The 15355-nt window shown below is 68.7% G+C and carries 14 protein-coding genes; 2 read left to right on the top strand and 12 right to left on the bottom strand.

What is annotated here, in order from left to right; all coding sequences use genetic code 11:
• Positions 1-8: 8 nt before the first annotated feature.
• A complete protein-coding gene (locus H609_RS0101475; protein WP_018882501.1) occupies positions 9-1136 on the top strand; it encodes an efflux RND transporter periplasmic adaptor subunit in 1128 nt (375 codons plus the stop codon).
• Positions 1133-4291, top strand: a complete 3159-nt coding sequence (locus H609_RS0101470; protein WP_028484138.1) for an efflux RND transporter permease subunit — start codon at positions 1133-1135, stop codon at positions 4289-4291. Before H609_RS0101475 ends, H609_RS0101470 begins: the two co-directional genes overlap by 4 nt.
• On the opposite strand, the gene H609_RS0101465 is transcribed toward H609_RS0101470, so the two are convergent.
• The 12 genes from H609_RS0101465 to metG all read right to left on the bottom strand — a co-directional run bounded on the left by H609_RS0101465 (position 4269) and on the right by metG (position 15200).
• On the bottom strand, positions 4269-4694 hold the full coding sequence (locus H609_RS0101465; RefSeq protein WP_018866887.1) for a DUF1841 family protein: 426 nt from the start codon (positions 4692-4694) through the stop codon (positions 4269-4271). The two genes, H609_RS0101470 and H609_RS0101465, sit on opposite strands and share 23 nt — an antisense overlap.
• A gap of 26 nt (positions 4695-4720) precedes the next feature.
• Positions 4721-5368: an endonuclease III gene (nth, locus tag H609_RS0101460; protein WP_028484137.1), complete on the bottom strand. Its 648-nt coding sequence runs from the start codon at positions 5366-5368 to the stop codon at positions 4721-4723.
• A gap of 66 nt (positions 5369-5434) precedes the next feature.
• Positions 5435-5872, bottom strand: coding sequence for a hypothetical protein (locus H609_RS0101455; RefSeq protein WP_018866885.1), 438 nt, complete (start codon positions 5870-5872; stop codon positions 5435-5437).
• A gap of 108 nt (positions 5873-5980) precedes the next feature.
• Positions 5981-6682: an electron transport complex subunit E gene (locus H609_RS0101450; RefSeq protein WP_019583413.1), complete on the bottom strand. Its 702-nt coding sequence runs from the start codon at positions 6680-6682 to the stop codon at positions 5981-5983.
• The gene (gene rsxG / locus H609_RS0101445; protein WP_028484136.1) at positions 6679-7374 is read right to left on the bottom strand and encodes an electron transport complex subunit RsxG; all 696 of its coding nucleotides are present in this window, start codon (positions 7372-7374) and stop codon (positions 6679-6681) included. Before rsxG ends, H609_RS0101450 begins: the two co-directional genes overlap by 4 nt.
• Entirely contained in the window at positions 7367-8428 is a 1062-nt protein-coding gene (gene rsxD, locus H609_RS0101440) for an electron transport complex subunit RsxD (RefSeq protein WP_018866882.1), read from the bottom strand. Before rsxD ends, rsxG begins: the two co-directional genes overlap by 8 nt.
• Positions 8428-10077 carry an electron transport complex subunit RsxC gene (gene rsxC, locus H609_RS0101435; RefSeq protein ID WP_028484135.1) on the bottom strand — a complete coding sequence of 550 codons (1650 nt, stop codon included), beginning with the start codon at positions 10075-10077 and terminating at the stop codon, positions 8428-8430. Before rsxC ends, rsxD begins: the two co-directional genes overlap by 1 nt.
• A gap of 32 nt (positions 10078-10109) precedes the next feature.
• Entirely contained in the window at positions 10110-10706 is a 597-nt protein-coding gene (rsxB, locus tag H609_RS0101430) for an electron transport complex subunit RsxB (RefSeq protein ID WP_018875761.1), read from the bottom strand.
• Entirely contained in the window at positions 10703-11281 is a 579-nt protein-coding gene (gene rsxA, locus H609_RS0101425) for an electron transport complex subunit RsxA (RefSeq protein WP_018866879.1), read from the bottom strand. The genes rsxB and rsxA overlap by 4 nt, the downstream gene beginning before the upstream one ends.
• Positions 11282-11725: 444 nt before the next feature.
• Positions 11726-12433, bottom strand: a complete 708-nt coding sequence (locus H609_RS0101420; protein ID WP_019558206.1) for a hypothetical protein — start codon at positions 12431-12433, stop codon at positions 11726-11728.
• Positions 12430-13050: a methylthioribulose 1-phosphate dehydratase gene (mtnB, locus tag H609_RS0101415; protein ID WP_018866877.1), complete on the bottom strand. Its 621-nt coding sequence runs from the start codon at positions 13048-13050 to the stop codon at positions 12430-12432. Before mtnB ends, H609_RS0101420 begins: the two co-directional genes overlap by 4 nt.
• 101 nt (positions 13051-13151) lie before the next feature.
• On the bottom strand, positions 13152-15200 hold the full coding sequence (gene metG, locus H609_RS0101410; RefSeq protein ID WP_028484134.1) for a methionine--tRNA ligase: 2049 nt from the start codon (positions 15198-15200) through the stop codon (positions 13152-13154).
• Positions 15201-15355 lie beyond the last annotated feature (155 nt).

Genomic DNA, 15355 nt, shown 5'->3' with positions numbered 1-15355 from the left:
ACGGGGCGATGGCTGATTCCTGGTGGCAGCGCCTGCGCGAACAGACGCGCGTGCTGATCGCGCTGGGCATCCTGCTGCTGGTGATCCTCTGGATCGCCTCGGGGATGTTCGGGCGCGAGGCCGACGAGGCGCCGCGGGCGGCCGAGCCGCAGCCGATGGCGGTGGCCGTGACCGCGCTGGAGGCGGAGCCGGTGGAGCGTCTGCTGGTGCTGCAGGGGCGGGTGGAGCCGGATCTGCGCGTGATGGTGCGCGCCGAGACCGCCGGGCAGGTGGCCGAGTGGGAGGTGGCCCGCGGGGCGCGCGTGGCCGCCGATGCGCCCCTGGCGCGGCTGCGCATGGACGACCGCGAGGCGCGCCGGCGCCAGGCGATCGCCCGGCTGCGCGGCGCCGAGAGCGAATTCGAGGCCGCCCAGCGGTTGCACGATCAGGGCCATGTGTCGCGCACCCAGCTGGAGGCCCGCGAGGCCGAGCGCGAGGCCGCCCGCGCGGAGCTGGAGGCGATCGAGCTGGATATCCGCAACACGCGCATCATCGCGCCGGTGGCCGGGGTGGTGAATCAGCGTCTGGCGGAACGGGGCGACTTCGTGGCCCGTGGCGACCCGGTAGCGGAGATCGTGGACAACGACCCGCTACTGGCGGTGGTGCACGTGCCGCAGCACCAGATCGGGCGGGTGGAGTCGGGCCAGGCGGCGCGTATTCGCTTCCTGGACGGGCGTCGCGCCGAGGGCGAGGTGCGGTTCGTTTCGCGGGTCGCCGAGTCTGGCACCCAGACCTTCCGTGTGGAGGTCGAGGTCCCGAATGCCGACGAGGCGCTGCCCTCGGGGATCAGCGCCGGGGTCGAGATCCCGACCGAGACGGTCGCGGCGCACAAGCTGTCGCCGGCCTGGATGGGGCTGGACGACAGCGGCCGGGTCGGGGTGAAGACGGTGGATGACGACGACCGGGTGGTCTTCCACGCGGTCGAGGTGATCCGTGCCGCCACCGACGGCGTCTGGGTCACCGGGCTGCCGGAGCGCGCGCGGGTGATCACCATCGGCCACGGCTTCGTGACCCCGGGCGAGACCGTGCGGCCCCGGCCCATGGAGGCATCGACGGGCGCGGCCGGGCCGGAACCGGTGGGCGAGGCCCTGCGGTGAAAGCCCTGATCGCCTGGGCGGTGGAGCACGCCCGGACGGTGCTGCTGTTCCTGCTACTGATCCTGGTGCTGGGCGCGACCGCCTACCAGGTGGTGCCCAAGGAGGCGGCCCCCGAGATCGACATCCCCATCTTCTTCGTGTCCGTGCCCTATCCGGGGGTCAGTCCGGAGGATGCCGAGCGCCTGATGCTGCGCCCGCTGGAGCGCGAATCGCAGACCCTGCCCGGGGTGGACGAGATGCAGTCCTGGGCCGGCGAGGGCTTTGCCCTGGTGCGGCTGGACTTCGAGCCCGGCTGGGACAACCGCCGGGCCCTGTCGGACCTGCGCGAGGAGGTCGACCAGGTGCGCCCGGAACTGCCCGCCGGGGCCGAGGACCCGAGCGTCTCCGAGGTCGACCTGTCGCTGTTCCCGGTGCTCACGCTGAACCTGTCCGGGCCGCTGGACGAGCGCACGCTGGTGCGTCTGGCGCGCGACCTGCGCGACCGCGTGGAGGCGATCCCCGGGGTGCTGGAGGCGGATGTCGGCGGCGATCGCGAGGAGCAGATGGAGGTGCTGGTCGATCCGCTGGTGCTGGAGACCTTCGAGCTGTCGTTCGACGAGCTGACCCGGGCGATCGAACGCAACAACCGTCTGGTTGCGGCCGGGGCGCTGGATACCGGCGCCGGGCGCATCCCGCTGCGGGTGCCGGGCACCATCGATGACGTCGACGACGTGCTGGATACCGCGATCCGGGTGGAGGGCGACGCGGTGGTGCGGGTGCGCGATGTCGCCGAGGTCCGCCAGAGCTATCTGGACCCGGAGGGCTTCACCCGCATCGACGGCCAGCCCTCGGTGTCGCTGGAGATCCGCAAGGCCTCGGAGGCCAACATCCTGGAGGTGGTGGCGGCAGCGCGCGCGACCATCGAGGCGGCGCGGGCCGACTGGCCGGAGACGGTCGAGGTCACCTACCTGCAGGACATGGCGCGTGATGTCGACGACCTGCTGGGCGATCTCGAGAACAGCGTGATCGCCGCGGTGCTGATCGTGGCGCTGGTGATCCTGGCGATGATGGGCGCGCGCGCGGCCCTGCTGGTGGGGGTGGCCATCCCCGGGGCCTTCCTCGGCGGCATCCTGGCGATCTATCTGATGGGCTTCACGCTCAATGTGGTGGTGCTGTTCGGGCTGATTCTGGTGGTCGGCATGCTGGTGGATGGCGCGGTCGTGGTGGTGGAGCTGGCCGATCGCTACGTGGCCGAGGGTATGCCGCGGCGGGAGGCCTTCCGCGCCGCGGCCCAGCGCATGTCCTGGCCGATCACCACCGCGATCGGGACCACGCTGGCGGTGTTCGCGCCGATGCTGCTGTGGCCCGGCATGGTCGGTGAGTTCATCGTCTACCTGCCGGCCACGGTGATTGTGACCCTGATCGCCTCGCTGGCGATGGCGTTGGTATTTATTCCGGCGCTGGGGTCGGTGATCGGCCAGAGCCACCCGATCAACGCGGCCCAGACGCGCTACGTGCGCGCGGCCGAGGATGGTCGCTATGACGAACTGCAGGGCCTGACCCGCGCCTACATCCGCCTGCTGCAGCCGCTGGTGCGTCGCCCCGGCTGGACGCTCGCGGGCACGCTGGCGCTGGTCGCCGCCGCCTATGCGCTGTATGCCCAGCAGGGGCGCGGGGTGGAGTTCTTCCCGCAGGTGGAGCCCGACTTCGTGCAGGTGCAGGTACAGGCGCGCGGCGACCTGTCGGTGTGGGAGGCGGACGCCCTGGTGAGACAGGTGGAGGGGCGCCTGCAGGGGGTGCCGCAGATCCAGCATGTCTATGCGCGGACCATCGGTACCCAGCTCGGGCGGCTGCAGGGCGACTACCCGGAAGACCTGGTCGGCCTGATCCAGCTGGAACTGATCTCCTGGCGCGAGCGCCCGCCGGCGGCCGCGATCATCGAGGACCTGCGCGAGCGTACCGCCGACCTGCCGGGCATCCGCCTGCAGTTTCGCGCCCAGGAACGCGGGCCGCGCGAGGGCCGGCCGATCGTGGTCGAGGCCTCCAGCCGCCAGGCTGACCGCATCGCGCCGGTGATCCGCGAGATCCGCAGTGCGATGGACGAGCTGGGCGGCTTCGAGGACGTGACCGACGACCTGCCACTGCCCGGGGTGGAGCTGGAGGTGCGCTTCGATCGTGAGCAGGCGGCGCGCTTCGGCGCGGACGTGCCGCTGCTGGGCGAGGGGGTGCAGCTGCTGACCCGCGGCATCCAGCTCGGCAGCTACCGCCCGGACTACAGCGACGAGGAGGTGGATATCCGCCTGCGCCTGCCGGCGGAGCAGCGCCACCTGCAGCAACTGGCCACCCTGAACCTGCCCGGCGCGACCGGGCTGGTGCCGCTGGCGCATTTCGCGGAACTGGTGCCGGTACCGGCCACCGGTCTGATCAAGCGCCGCGACGGCGATCGCGCCTACAGCCTCGAGGCGGATGCGGCCAGTGGCTACCTGGTGGACGAGCGCCAGCGCGCGCTGGAGGCGCGCATCGCCGGCATGGACCTGGACCCGGAGGTGCAGCTGCGGTTTCGCGGCCAGGCCGAGGAGCAGGCCGAGGCGGCGCGCTTCCTGCTCGCGGCCTTTGCGCTGTCGCTGTTCCTGATGCTCGCGATGATGGTTACCCAGTTCAACCGGTTCTCGCAGGCGCTGCTGGTGATGTCGGCGATCGTGTTCTCCACCGCCGGGGTGCTACTGGCCCTGCTGCTGCGCGGGGAGCCATTCGGCATCGTGATGAGCGGGATCGGGGTGCTGGCGCTGGCCGGGATCGTGGTGAACAACAACATCGTGCTGATCGACACCTACAACGAGCAGCGCGGGCGCGGGCTGGATGCCCTGGAGGCGGCCCTGCGCGCGGCGGCCCAGCGCATGCGGCCGGTGCTGCTGACCGCGATCACCACCATCCTCGGCCTGATGCCGATGGTGCTGGCCTGGACCGTGGACTTCGCCGGAAGGGATTTCTACGTCGGGGCGCCGGTGACCGGCTTCTGGGTGCAGCTCGCGACCGCGATCGCCGGGGGGCTGTTCATTGCCACGCCGCTGACGTTGCTGTTCACCCCCGCGATGCTGGTGCTGCTGGATCGGCTGGGACTGGACCGGCAGCCGGCGCCGGCCGAACAGTCGGCTACCGGCTCGCCAGGCGCTTGAGGCACTCGAGGTAGGCGTTCTCGTCCGGTGCGCTGTTGCTGCGCTGGGCCTCCCACAGGGTCTGGCCGAGGCATTCCATCATGCGGTGCTCGGCGTCCATCACGCCAAACCGGGCGCACAGGCCCTGGTGCAGTTCGCGGATGCCCGCGGGCCGGTCGGTCCGCGCCTGGTCGCGCAGGCTCAGGTGCATCGCCATGTGCAGGAACGGATTGGAGGTGCCCAGCTCGGGCGGGAACTCGCCGGTCAGCGCGGTCTCGCGGTCCTTCAGGTATTCGTGGTACTCGGGGTGTTCCGAGATCACGTCCACCAGTTGCTGCTCCAGGTCGGTGACTGGCTCGCCGGCCTGCGCCTTCTGCCAGGCGTCGACGAACTGGGTACGGATCTGGTCGCGGTTGCCGTACATGCGGGTTGTCCTCGGAGTTGGGGGTGTCAGGCGCCCGCGGGCGGCGGGGTCTTGGCCTTGTATTCGCACAGGTCGGCGATCGGGCAGCGCCAGCACTCCGGCTTGCGCGCCTTGCAGACGTAGCGGCCGTGCAGGATCAGCCAGTGATGGGCGTCCTGCAAGTAGGCCTTCGGGGTCAGGCGCATCAGGCGCTTCTCCACCTCGAGCACGGTCTTGCCCCTGGCCAGCCCGGTACGGTTGGCGACCCGGAAGATATGGGTATCCACCGCGATGGTGGGGACGCCGAAGGCGGTGTTGAGGATGACGTTGGCGGTCTTGCGGCCCACACCCGGCAGGGCCTCCAGCGATTTGCGGTCGCGTGGAACCTCGCCGCCGTGCTGGTCGACCAGGATGCGGCCGGTCTTGATCACGTTCTCGGCCTTGGCGTTATACAGGCCGATGGTCTTGATGTGTTCCTTCAGCCCGTCGAGACCCAGTTCGAGGATGGCCTCGGGGGTGTTGGCGACGGGGTAGAGGCGGCGGGTGGCCTTGTTGACGCCGACATCCGTGGCCTGGGCCGACAGAATGACCGCGATCAGGAGTTCGAAGGGGGTGTCGTACTCGAGCTCGGTGGTCGGCTCGGGATTCGCCGCCTTCAGGCGCTCGAAGATGGCTTCTCGCTTTGCGGCGTTCATGGATGCGGAGGCTCCAAACAAACCGGCCCCGCTTCGCGGGGCCGGCAACTCGCGTAGTGGCGTTGCTCAGACGTGGCGGAACATGCCGACATCCGGCGCGGCGTCGCGCGGGTTGGATTCGGCTTCCTTCTCCAGATCCTTGATCAGCTTGGCGTGCTTCTCTTCCAGATCATGCATCGCCTTTTCGTCCAGCTTCGGGAAGATGACGTCGCGGATGAACGAACCCAGTTCGTCCAGGCAGCTCGGCCAGTACTTGTCGTTCAGGTGGAACGAGTGGTGGGCGTGGGTGCCCATCGGGTAGCTGTCGAACTTGCGGATCATGGTGTAGGACAGGTCGCTGTCCTTCTCGACGAAGTCCTTGGCCCAGTCGTACCACCACTTGTAGTACTTCTCCTGCAGGTCGTCGTTGAACCCGTGGTTCTCGAAAAAGGCGGCGATCGTGCCGCGCGGGGCGAGGCCGTAGCGCGTGCCGCGCTTGCCAGCAAACGGGAAATGTCCAGCCATGCCAATCTCCTGGGACGTTTGAGTGTCCGGGGCGCGCGGCCCCGGTAGAACGGATTCGTGGCGCCGGAAGTTTACCGGCTGACGGCCAGGAATCAAGGCCGGTTCGGTTCAGGCGTTGTCGGGCGCGGCTTCGGAATCGGTGGCGCTCTCGTCGCGGCTGGCGGTCGGCTCCGGCTCGAACTGGCTGTCGATCCAGTTCTTCGCGGCGATCAGCAGGCCCATGGCCATGAAGGCGCCCGGGGGCAGCAGGGCCAGCAGGAAGCCGTGCTCGGAGGGATAGAGCTGCAGGGTCATTCCGTGCCCCCACTCGCCGAACAGCAGGTGGGCATTGGCCATCAGCGTGCCCTGGCCAAGGACCTCGCGCAGCGCACCCAGGGCGATCAGCACGCCGGTGAAGCCCAGGCCCATCATCAGGCCGTCCAGGGCGGCGCGCGGCACCGAGTTGCGCGAGGCGAAGGCCTCGGCGCGACCGATGATGGCGCAGTTGGTGACGATCAGCGGGATAAAGATCCCGAGGATCAGGTACAGCCCGTGGAACCAGGCATTCATCGCCAGCTCGATCGCGGTGACGATGGAGGCGATGATCAGCACGTACACGGGGATGCGGATCTCCGGGCGCGCGTGATTGCGGATCAGCGAGACCAGCACATTGGACAGCAGCAGGGTCAGGGTGGTCGCGATGCCGAGGCCGATCGCGTTGACCATGGTGCCGGAGATCGCCAGCAGGGGGCACAGCCCCAGCAGCTGCACCAGCCCGGGGTTGTTGTGCCACAGGCCGTCGCGAATGATGTCGGTCAGGGTCGGGTTCATCGGCTTGCCTCGTCGTCCCCGTGGTCCTCGGGCTGCGGGAGCGGTTCCGCCATGGAGCGGGCGTCGTCGGGCCGGGTCGCCAGCAGCTCCTCGCGGTGTTCGTCGAAGTATTGCAGCGTGCGATAAACGGCGCGAACCACCGAACGCGGGGTGATGGTGGCGCCGGTGAACTGGTCGAACACGCCGCCGTCCTTGCGCACGTGCCAGTCCTCGGCCGGGGGGTTCCCCAGCGAGCGGCCGTCGAAGTCGTGGATCCAGTCGGAGCGCTCGGCCTCGATGGCGTCTCCCAGACCCGGGGTTTCGCGATGCGCGGAGACGCGCACCCCCTGGAGCTCGCCGTCGCGATCCACGCCGATCAGCAGGTGGATGTCGCCACTGTAGCCATCGCGCGCGATCGCGGAAAACACGATGCCGACCACTTCGTCATCGGCATCGCGGGCGAACCAGGCCGGCAGGTGGTCACCGCCCAGGAGGTCATGGCCGAGATCGATGGTGTCGTGCACGGGGTCGTTCCGGTAATCCAGGTCGCCGGTCAGCTCCGCGATGCGGTTGCGGTTGACCGCCATGCGGTTCTCCTCGATGCGGGCCTCGGTCGTGCCCTGGACGAGGGCGACGATCCCCGCCCCGGCGGCCGCAAAGCCGGCGAGCAGGGCGGTGGCCAGCAGGATGTCGCGGGGCTTCAGGTCAAGCATGCCCGTCCCCCGGCGGCGGTCCGCGGCGCGAGCGCCCGAAGATGCGCGGCCGCGTGAGGTGGTCCAGGGTCGGGGCGACCATGTTCATCAGCAGCACGGCGAAGGCGACCGCATCCGGGTAGCCGCCCCAGGTGCGGATAATGAAGATCAGCACGCCGATGCCGGCGCCGTAGAGGATGCGACCCAGCGGCGTGGTGGAGGCGGAGACCGGATCGGTGGCGATGAAGAAGGCGCCGATGATGACCGCGCCACTGAAGACGTGGAACGCCGGCGAGGCAAAGGAGTCCGGGTCCAGCATCCAGAAGAAGCCGGCCGGGATGGCCACGCCCAGGATCACCGCCAGCGGGATATGCCAGTGGATGATGCGCCGGAACAGCAGGTACAGGCCGCCGAGCAGGAAGAAATTGCCGATCCACTCCCAGCTGGTCTCGCTGAAGCTGCCGAACAGCGGGCTCGCGGTGACCTCGCTGACGGTACGCCCGGCTCCCAGGCCCTCGCGCATTGCGTCCAGGGGCGTGGCGCGGGTGATCGTGTCCCACTCGAGTGCGGCCGGGAGGCTGCCAGTGAGCACGGTCTGCAGCGTCTGGCCCAGGCCCAGCGACAGGTCGGAGAGGGTGTCCGGCGCGGGCCACAGGGCCATCTCCCGCGGGAACGAGACCAGCACGACCACGTAGCCGACCATCGCGGGGTTGAACGGGTTGTAGCCGAGCCCGCCATACAGGTGCTTGGCCACCACGATCGCGAAGGCGATACCGATCAGGGTGACCCAGATCGGCGTCAGCGGCGGTACGGCAAGGGCGAACAGCCAGCCGGTCACGATGGCCGAGTTGTCGCTCAGGGTGGCCATGACCGGGCGCTTGCGGGCCGCCACGATCGCAGCCTCGAAGGCCACGGCGAACAGCACCGCCAGGACCACGTTGACCAGGACGCCCCAGCCGAAGAACCAGGCCATGGCCAGGGTGCCGGGTACCAGGGCCATCTGGACCTGCTGCATGACCCCGCCCACCGAGTGGGCCGGGATCATGTGCGGCGAGGATTCGGTGCGAAAGCGCATCAGCGGCTGCCCGAGTCCGTGGAATCGCGCGGGCCGGATTCGCTGGATGTGCCGGCCTCCGCGGTGCCGGCGTTGTCCTGTCCGTCCCCCGGGGTCTCGGCGGGTTGTGCGGCCTTGGCGGCCTTGCGCGCGCGGGCGCGTTCCAGCGCGGCCTGGATGGCGGCCTGCTTGTCGTCGTCGGCGCCTTCCTCGCCCTCTTTCTTCTTTACCGCCGCCTTCTTCCTGGCCATGCGCTCGGCCTTCTCGCGTTCCTCGCGCTCGATGCGCTCCTGGCGGAACTCATAGCGTTCGCGGGCGATGTCGGACTTCTGCCGTTCCTTCTCGCGCGCCCAGATCTCGTTCTTGGCGTAGCGGTAGTACTGCACCAGCGGGATGTTGCTGGGGCAGACATGCGCGCAGCAGCCGCACTCGATGCAGTCGAACAGGCCGTAGTCCTGGATCGCGTCGAAGTCCTTGGCCTTGGCCTGCCAGTAGAGCTGCTGCGGCAGCAACTGGGCGGGGCAGGCGGCCGCACACTCGCCGCAGCGGATGCAGGGCATCACCGGCCCCGGGGGCGGGGTGTCCTGGGGGCGAGTGGCGAGCAGGCAGTTGGTGCCCTTGATCACGGGTATGGCGTCGTCGTGGACCGCGAAACCCATCATCGGGCCGCCCATCACCAGGCGATCCACCCCATCGGCGTAACCGCCGGTCGCGGCGATGACGTCGGCGAACGGGGTCCCCAGCAGGGCCTCGACATTGCGCGGGTGCCGCACGCCCGGCCCGGTAACGGTGACGATGCGCGACAGCAGGGGGCGCCCCTGGATGATCGCGTCGCAGACCGCCTTGAAGGTGCCGGGATTGTTGCAGACCATCCCGATATCGGCCGGAAGACCGCCGCTGGGGACCTCCTGGCCGGTCAGCACCTTGATCAGCTGGCGTTCGCCGCCGGTGGGGTAGAGGGAGGGGACCGAGACCAGCTGGATCAGCTCGCGCAGTTCGCCCGGCAGGTTTTCGGTGAGGGCCCGCATCGCCTCGGGCATGTTGTCTTCCACCGCGAACAGCACCCGTTCGACGTCCAGCAGGTGGGCGACGATGCGAATGCCCTCGAACACCGCCTCCGGGGCGGTGCGCAGCAGCATGTCATCGGCGCTGATGTAGGGCTCGCACTCGGCCCCGTTCACGATCAATGTATGGATGCGCTGACCGGCGCGCGGGTTGAGCTTGACCGCGGTGGGAAAGGCGGCCCCGCCCAGCCCGACGATGCCGGCGTCGCGGATGCGCTGGCGCAGCTTGCGCGGCTCGCGGGTATCCCAGTCCAGCCAGGGTTCCATGCGGGTGTCGCCCCAGGCGTCGCGCCCGTCGGTCTGGATGACCACACAGGGGGCGTCCAGACCGGAGGGATGGGGCACCGCGTGCGGGGCGATCTCGATCACCTCCCCGGAACTGGGGGCGTGCACGTGGGCGGCGATATATCCCTTGGACTGGCCGATGCGCTGACCCTTGGTCACGTAGTCGCCGACCGCCACGCAGGGCTCCGCGGCCTCGCCGATGTGCTGGCCCAGCGGGACGATCAGCTGCGGAGGCACGCCCATCACCAGCACCGGATCGCGGGTGCTGGCTTCGGTCTCGTCGGCCAGTTTCAGGCCCCCGTGGAAGCGATGCAGCTGCATAAGCGTATTCTAACGGTTTGCGGACATCCGACTCAGTCGGAAGCCCCCGAACCGTCCGCGATGGCGTGGATGGGCCGCTTGATGGGCTGCTCGATGGGCGAGGGTTCCGGTTCCGACCAGCGCCATTCGGTGATGTCGGTGCCGACCGGAACCATGGTGATGCAGTCGACCGGACAGGGCTCGATGCACAGCTCGCATCCGGTGCATTCCTCCTCGATCACGGTGTGCATCTGCTTGGCGGCCCCGAGGATGGCATCCACCGGGCAGGCCTGAATGCACAGGGTGCAGCCGATGCAGATGTTCTCGTCGATGATCGCGACGGCCTTCTCCTGCTCTTCTTCCTCCAGCGGGGTGGGCTCGCGGTCGAGCAGGTCGGCCAGGGCCTGGACCGTGGCCTGACCGCCGGGCGGGCAGCGGTTGATGTCCGCCTCGCCGGCGGCGATGGCCTCGGCATACGGCCGGCAGCCGGGGTAGGAGCACTGGCCGCACTGGGTCTGCGGCAGCAGGGCGTCGATCTGGTCCACCACCGGGTCGGCCTCGACCCGGAAGCGCTGCGCGGCGAACCCCAGGATCAGCCCGAATGCAGCGGCCAGGCCGCCGATCGCGAGGATGGCGTAGAGCACGCTCACAGCCGCACCAGCCCGGAAAAGCCCATGAACGCCAGCGACATCAGCCCGGCGGTGACCATGGCGATGGCGCTACCGCGGAACATCACCGGCACATCGGCCACGGCGATGCGCTCGCGGATCGCGGAGAACAGGATCAGCACCAGCGAAAAACCGACCGCGGCGCCGAAACCGTACAGGGCCGACTCGACAAAATTGTGTGCCTCCTGGACGTTGAGCAGGGCCACGCCCAGCACCGCGCAGTTGGTGGTGATCAGCGGCAGGAAGATCCCCAGCACGTTGTAGAGCAGGGGCGAGGTCTTGCGCACCACCAGCTCGGTGAACTGCACCACCGCCGCGATTACCAGGATGAAGGCGATGGTGCGCAGGTATTCCAGCCCGAGCGGGGTCAGCAGGTATTCATTGATCACGTAGGAACTGACGGCGGACAACGTCAGGACGAAGGTCGTGGCCAGGCCCATGCCGGTGGCCGTCTCGACCTTGCGCGAGACCCCCATGAACGGGCACAGGCCCAGAAACTTCACCAGTACGAAGTTGTTCACGAGGATCGTACTGATGAGGATCAGGACGTATTCCACGAAAAATCCGAGTCGTCAGGTCAACAACACAGTATCGGCGACGGGCGGTGCCCGCTCAACCCTTCCCGCGGCGGGGCGATTGCTCTTTCCCGGCGCGAAACCTAGGGAGACGCTGATTGAATCGCACGTCCGCGCTCGAGTCGCTTTTGCGTGCGAACAAGGCGCGGTGACTGCCGTGCAGTCATTCTGCACAAAGGAGCCGCAACGCCGTTCCCGCGCCCGTTGTTGATCAAAAAAACGGGCGGCCGAGCCCCTGCTTTCAATAGCTTGTGGGGTTGGTGCCCCCTGTTCCCCGATCCTGCGTTGCGCCGCTTGCGGGTAGAACCACTACCCGCTACACGACGCGCCTTGTCTCGGGAAACAGGGGGCACCAACGCGGACGTGCGATTCAATCAGCATCTCCCTAGTCCGGCGCGTGGCCGAGGCCGGGAATGTCGAGTCAGATTAGTGCCCGTCGGCGGTGTCGGAGATGAGCGAGGTCAAGGGCCGCACCGGATGGTCGTCCTCGGCCTGGGGGTCCGCGGCCGGGCGAGCGGTCAGCAGCCAGGCCTGGTGGGCGGCGTCCAGCTCGTCACGGCGGGTGGACAGCACCAGCACGGTCTCCGGCGTCAGGCCGATCTCCTCCGCGAGACGACGGTAGCTGCCGGCATCGCGGCGGCCACCGATGCGGGTGTCGAACAGTCCGGTCAGGTGTTGTTCGACCTCCGGGTGCGGGCCGTGGCGCAGCCAGTCGCGCTGTACCGGTGCCGGGGTCGCGCCGAAGCTGTACAGGGCCACTCCGCTGCGGTGCAGCCGGTCCAGCGTCGCGGCGGTTTCCCGGGAGAGTTGTGGCTGCAGGGCCCCGGCCTCCAGCGCATCGGCCCAGACCATCCCCTGGAGCTGGCGCACCGGCGTGATGTCCTGCCCGCCCCGGATCCACGCGCGGATCTGGGACAGCAGCCCGTCCACGTCCAGCTCGCGCCCGGAGTAGGCGAGGATGTCCGTCAGCGTCCGCTGGACCGCGGTGGACTCGGCGTGACGCTCGAGGAAGTCCGGCAGCGCCTCGAGGGCGTGCGGTTCCAGCGTATCGCGCAGCACGCCGGACGGGGCGAGGACCCCCTCGAAGGCCAGGATGACGGCTTGGGGGGCGGGGTGAGCGGAGGTCGGGGTCATAGGGGTAGCTGGCGGGCCAGCGTTTCGCATTCGAACATGAACTCGAAGGCCTCGGTGCGCTGCATGGCCCGTTCCACCGTCTCGCCCCAGGTGTAGAGCCCGTGACCACCGATCAGGTAACCGGCAAGTGCCGGGTCGCGGTCCATGGCGGCGTCGACCCGGGCGGCCAGCTGCTGCATGTCCGGCTCGTTGGCGAACACCGGGATGCGGATGCCGCGCGCGGGGTGTTCGCAGCCGGGGAGTTCGCGCAGGGCCTCGTAGTCGCGCAGCAGCAGTGAGCCCGTGACCTGCCGCGACAGCACGGTACCCTGCACGCTGTGCGTATGCAGGACGGCGCCGAGCTGCGCGTCGCGGCGGTACATGATGATGTGCAGGAAGGTCTCGGGGCCGGGTTCGCCGCTGCCGGTGACCCGATGCCCTTCGAGATCCACCACCATGAAGTCGTGGGCGTCCAGCAGGTCCTTGCTGCGCCCCGGGGCGGTAATCACGATATGCCGGTCGTCCAGACGCGCGGAGAAGTGCCCGGTGCGCGCGGGGAGCCAGCCGCGGTCCGCGAGTTCGCGTCCGGCTTCGGCCAGCAGGCGAACCTGCGCTTTGAATTCGGGGCTTTGTTCCATGCGTCCGGGTGTCGACAAAAGAGCGGCAGCTTACGCGAGGCTCGGGTGCAAATCCATGGGCCGCGCGCGTTCCATGCCGTTCTCGTCGGTTGCGGTGGGCATCACTTGACGCGCATGCCGGGGCGGGCCCCGTCATCCGGGTTCAGGATGTAGAGCTCCGACCCACCCGGGCCGGCGGCCAGCACCATGCCCTCGGAGACGCCGAAGCGCATCTTGCGCGGGGCCAGGTTGGCGACCATCACGGTATACCGGCCGATCAGGTCCTCCGGGGCGTAGGCGGACTTGATGCCGGCGAATACCTGGCGCGTCTCGGAACCGATATCCAGGGTGAGTTTCAGGAGTTTGTCGGCGCCGTCCACGTGCTCGGCATTGGCGATGCGGGCGATACGCAGATCGACCCGGGCAAAGGTATCGAAGTCGATGGTCTCGGCAATCGGGTCCACGTTCGCCTCCGTGGCCTGTTCAGGGGCCGCGTTGTCGGGGCTGGCGGTCTCGCGGGCGGCCAGAGTGGCCTTCGAGGCCTCCAGCAGCTTTTCGATGGTCTCCGGCTCGATGCGCGTCATCAGCGGCTTGAACTTCTGGATGGAACGTCCGATCAGGGGTTCGCGGTTCGCCCAGCGGGTGTCGTCCAGGTTCAGGAACGCGGCGGCGTCGGCCGCCAGCTTCGGCAGCACCGGGGCGAGATAGACAATCAGGATGCGGAACAGGTCCAGCCCCTGGGTGTTGATGGCCTGCACCTCGGCCTCGCGACCTTCCTGCTTGGCCAGCACCCAGGGCTGGGCCTCGTCGATGTACTGGTTGGCCTGATCCGCCAGCGCCATGATGCGGCGCATCGCCTGGGCGAACTCGCGCCGCTCGAATGCCGCCGCGATCGCCTCGCCCTCGGCGACGAAGGCGTCGTGCAGGTCCGGGCGCGGGAGTTCCGCGGCCAGCTGGCCGTCGAAGCGCTTGTGGATGAAGCCGGCGCAGCGGCTGGCGATGTTGACCACCTTGCCGACCAGGTCCGAGTTCACGCGCTGCACGAAGTCGTCCAGGTTCAGATCCAGGTCGTCGACCCCGTCCCCCAGTTTGGCGGCCAGGTAGTAGCGCAGCGATTCGGGGTTCAGGTGGTCCAGGTAGTCGCGGGCGCGGATGAAGGTGCCGCGCGACTTGGACATCTTCTGGCCGTTGACCGTCAGAAAGCCGTGGCAGAAGACCGCCGACGGGGTGCGAAAGCCCGCGCCATGCAGCATGGCCGGCCAGAACAGGGTGTGGAAGTAGGCGATGTCCTTGCCGATGAAGTGGTACAGCTCGGCGTCGGAGTCCGCGCCCCACCAGGCGTTGAAGTCCAGGCCCTGCTGCTCGGCGAAGGCGCGAAAGCTCGCCATGTAGCCGATCGGGGCGTCCAGCCACACGTAGAAGTACTTGCCCGGCGCGTCGGGGATCTCGAAGCCGAAGTAGGGCTTGTCACGGGAGATGTCCCAGTCGCTCAGGCCGGTCTCGAACCATTCGTCCAGCTTGTTGCGGATCGCGTCCTGCAGACGGCCGGAGCGGGTCCAGTCGCGCAGGAAGGCCTCGAAGTCGCCCAGCTTGAAGAAGTAGTGCTCCGAGGCGCGGGACTCCGGGCGCGCGCCGCTGATGGCCGATACCGCGTCTTTCAGGTCCATCGGGCTGTAGGTCGCGCCGCAGGCCTCGCAGGAGTCGCCGTACTGCTCCTGCGCGCCGCATTTGGGGCAGGTGCCCTTGATGAAGCGATCCGGCAGGAACATCCCGGCCTCGGGGTCATAGGCCTGGTCGATGGTGCGGGTCTCGATGTGCCCGGCGTCGCGCAGGGCCTTGTAGATCTGGCCGGCCAGCTCGCGGTTCTCGTCGGAGTGCGTCGAGTGGTAGTGATCAAAGCCGATCAGGAATTCGCTGAAGTCGGCCTCGTGTTCCTGGCGCACCCGCGCGATCAGTTCCTCGGGTTCGATGCCCTCGGCACGGGCCTTGAGCATGATCGGCGTGCCGTGGGCGTCGTCCGCGCACACGTAGATCACCTCGTGGCCCCGCGCACGCTGGTACCGCACCCAGATGTCGGTCTGGATGTATTCCACCAGGTGCCCGAGATGGATCGGGCCGTTGGCGTAGGGCAGGGCGCTGGTGACGAGGATCTTGCGCGGGGTTTCGGTCATTGCTTGGCTCGTGATGGGCGGCGCCGGGCCGCGGGTGCAGGGGCGCTATTGTCGGGTGTGTCCGGCGGCTTGTCGAGGCGCAGCGCGGGCTGGGCCCGCTTGTCCACAGAAGCTGTGGATAAGTCTGTGGGAAACCCGGTGGAATCGGTCGCTAC

It is taken from the genome of Thioalkalivibrio sp. ALE17, assembly GCF_000425605.1.
Lineage (GTDB): Bacteria > Pseudomonadota > Gammaproteobacteria > Ectothiorhodospirales > Ectothiorhodospiraceae > Thioalkalivibrio.
The sequence above is the reverse complement of the archived record's forward strand: the minus strand, read 5'-3'. Positions and strand labels throughout refer to the sequence as shown.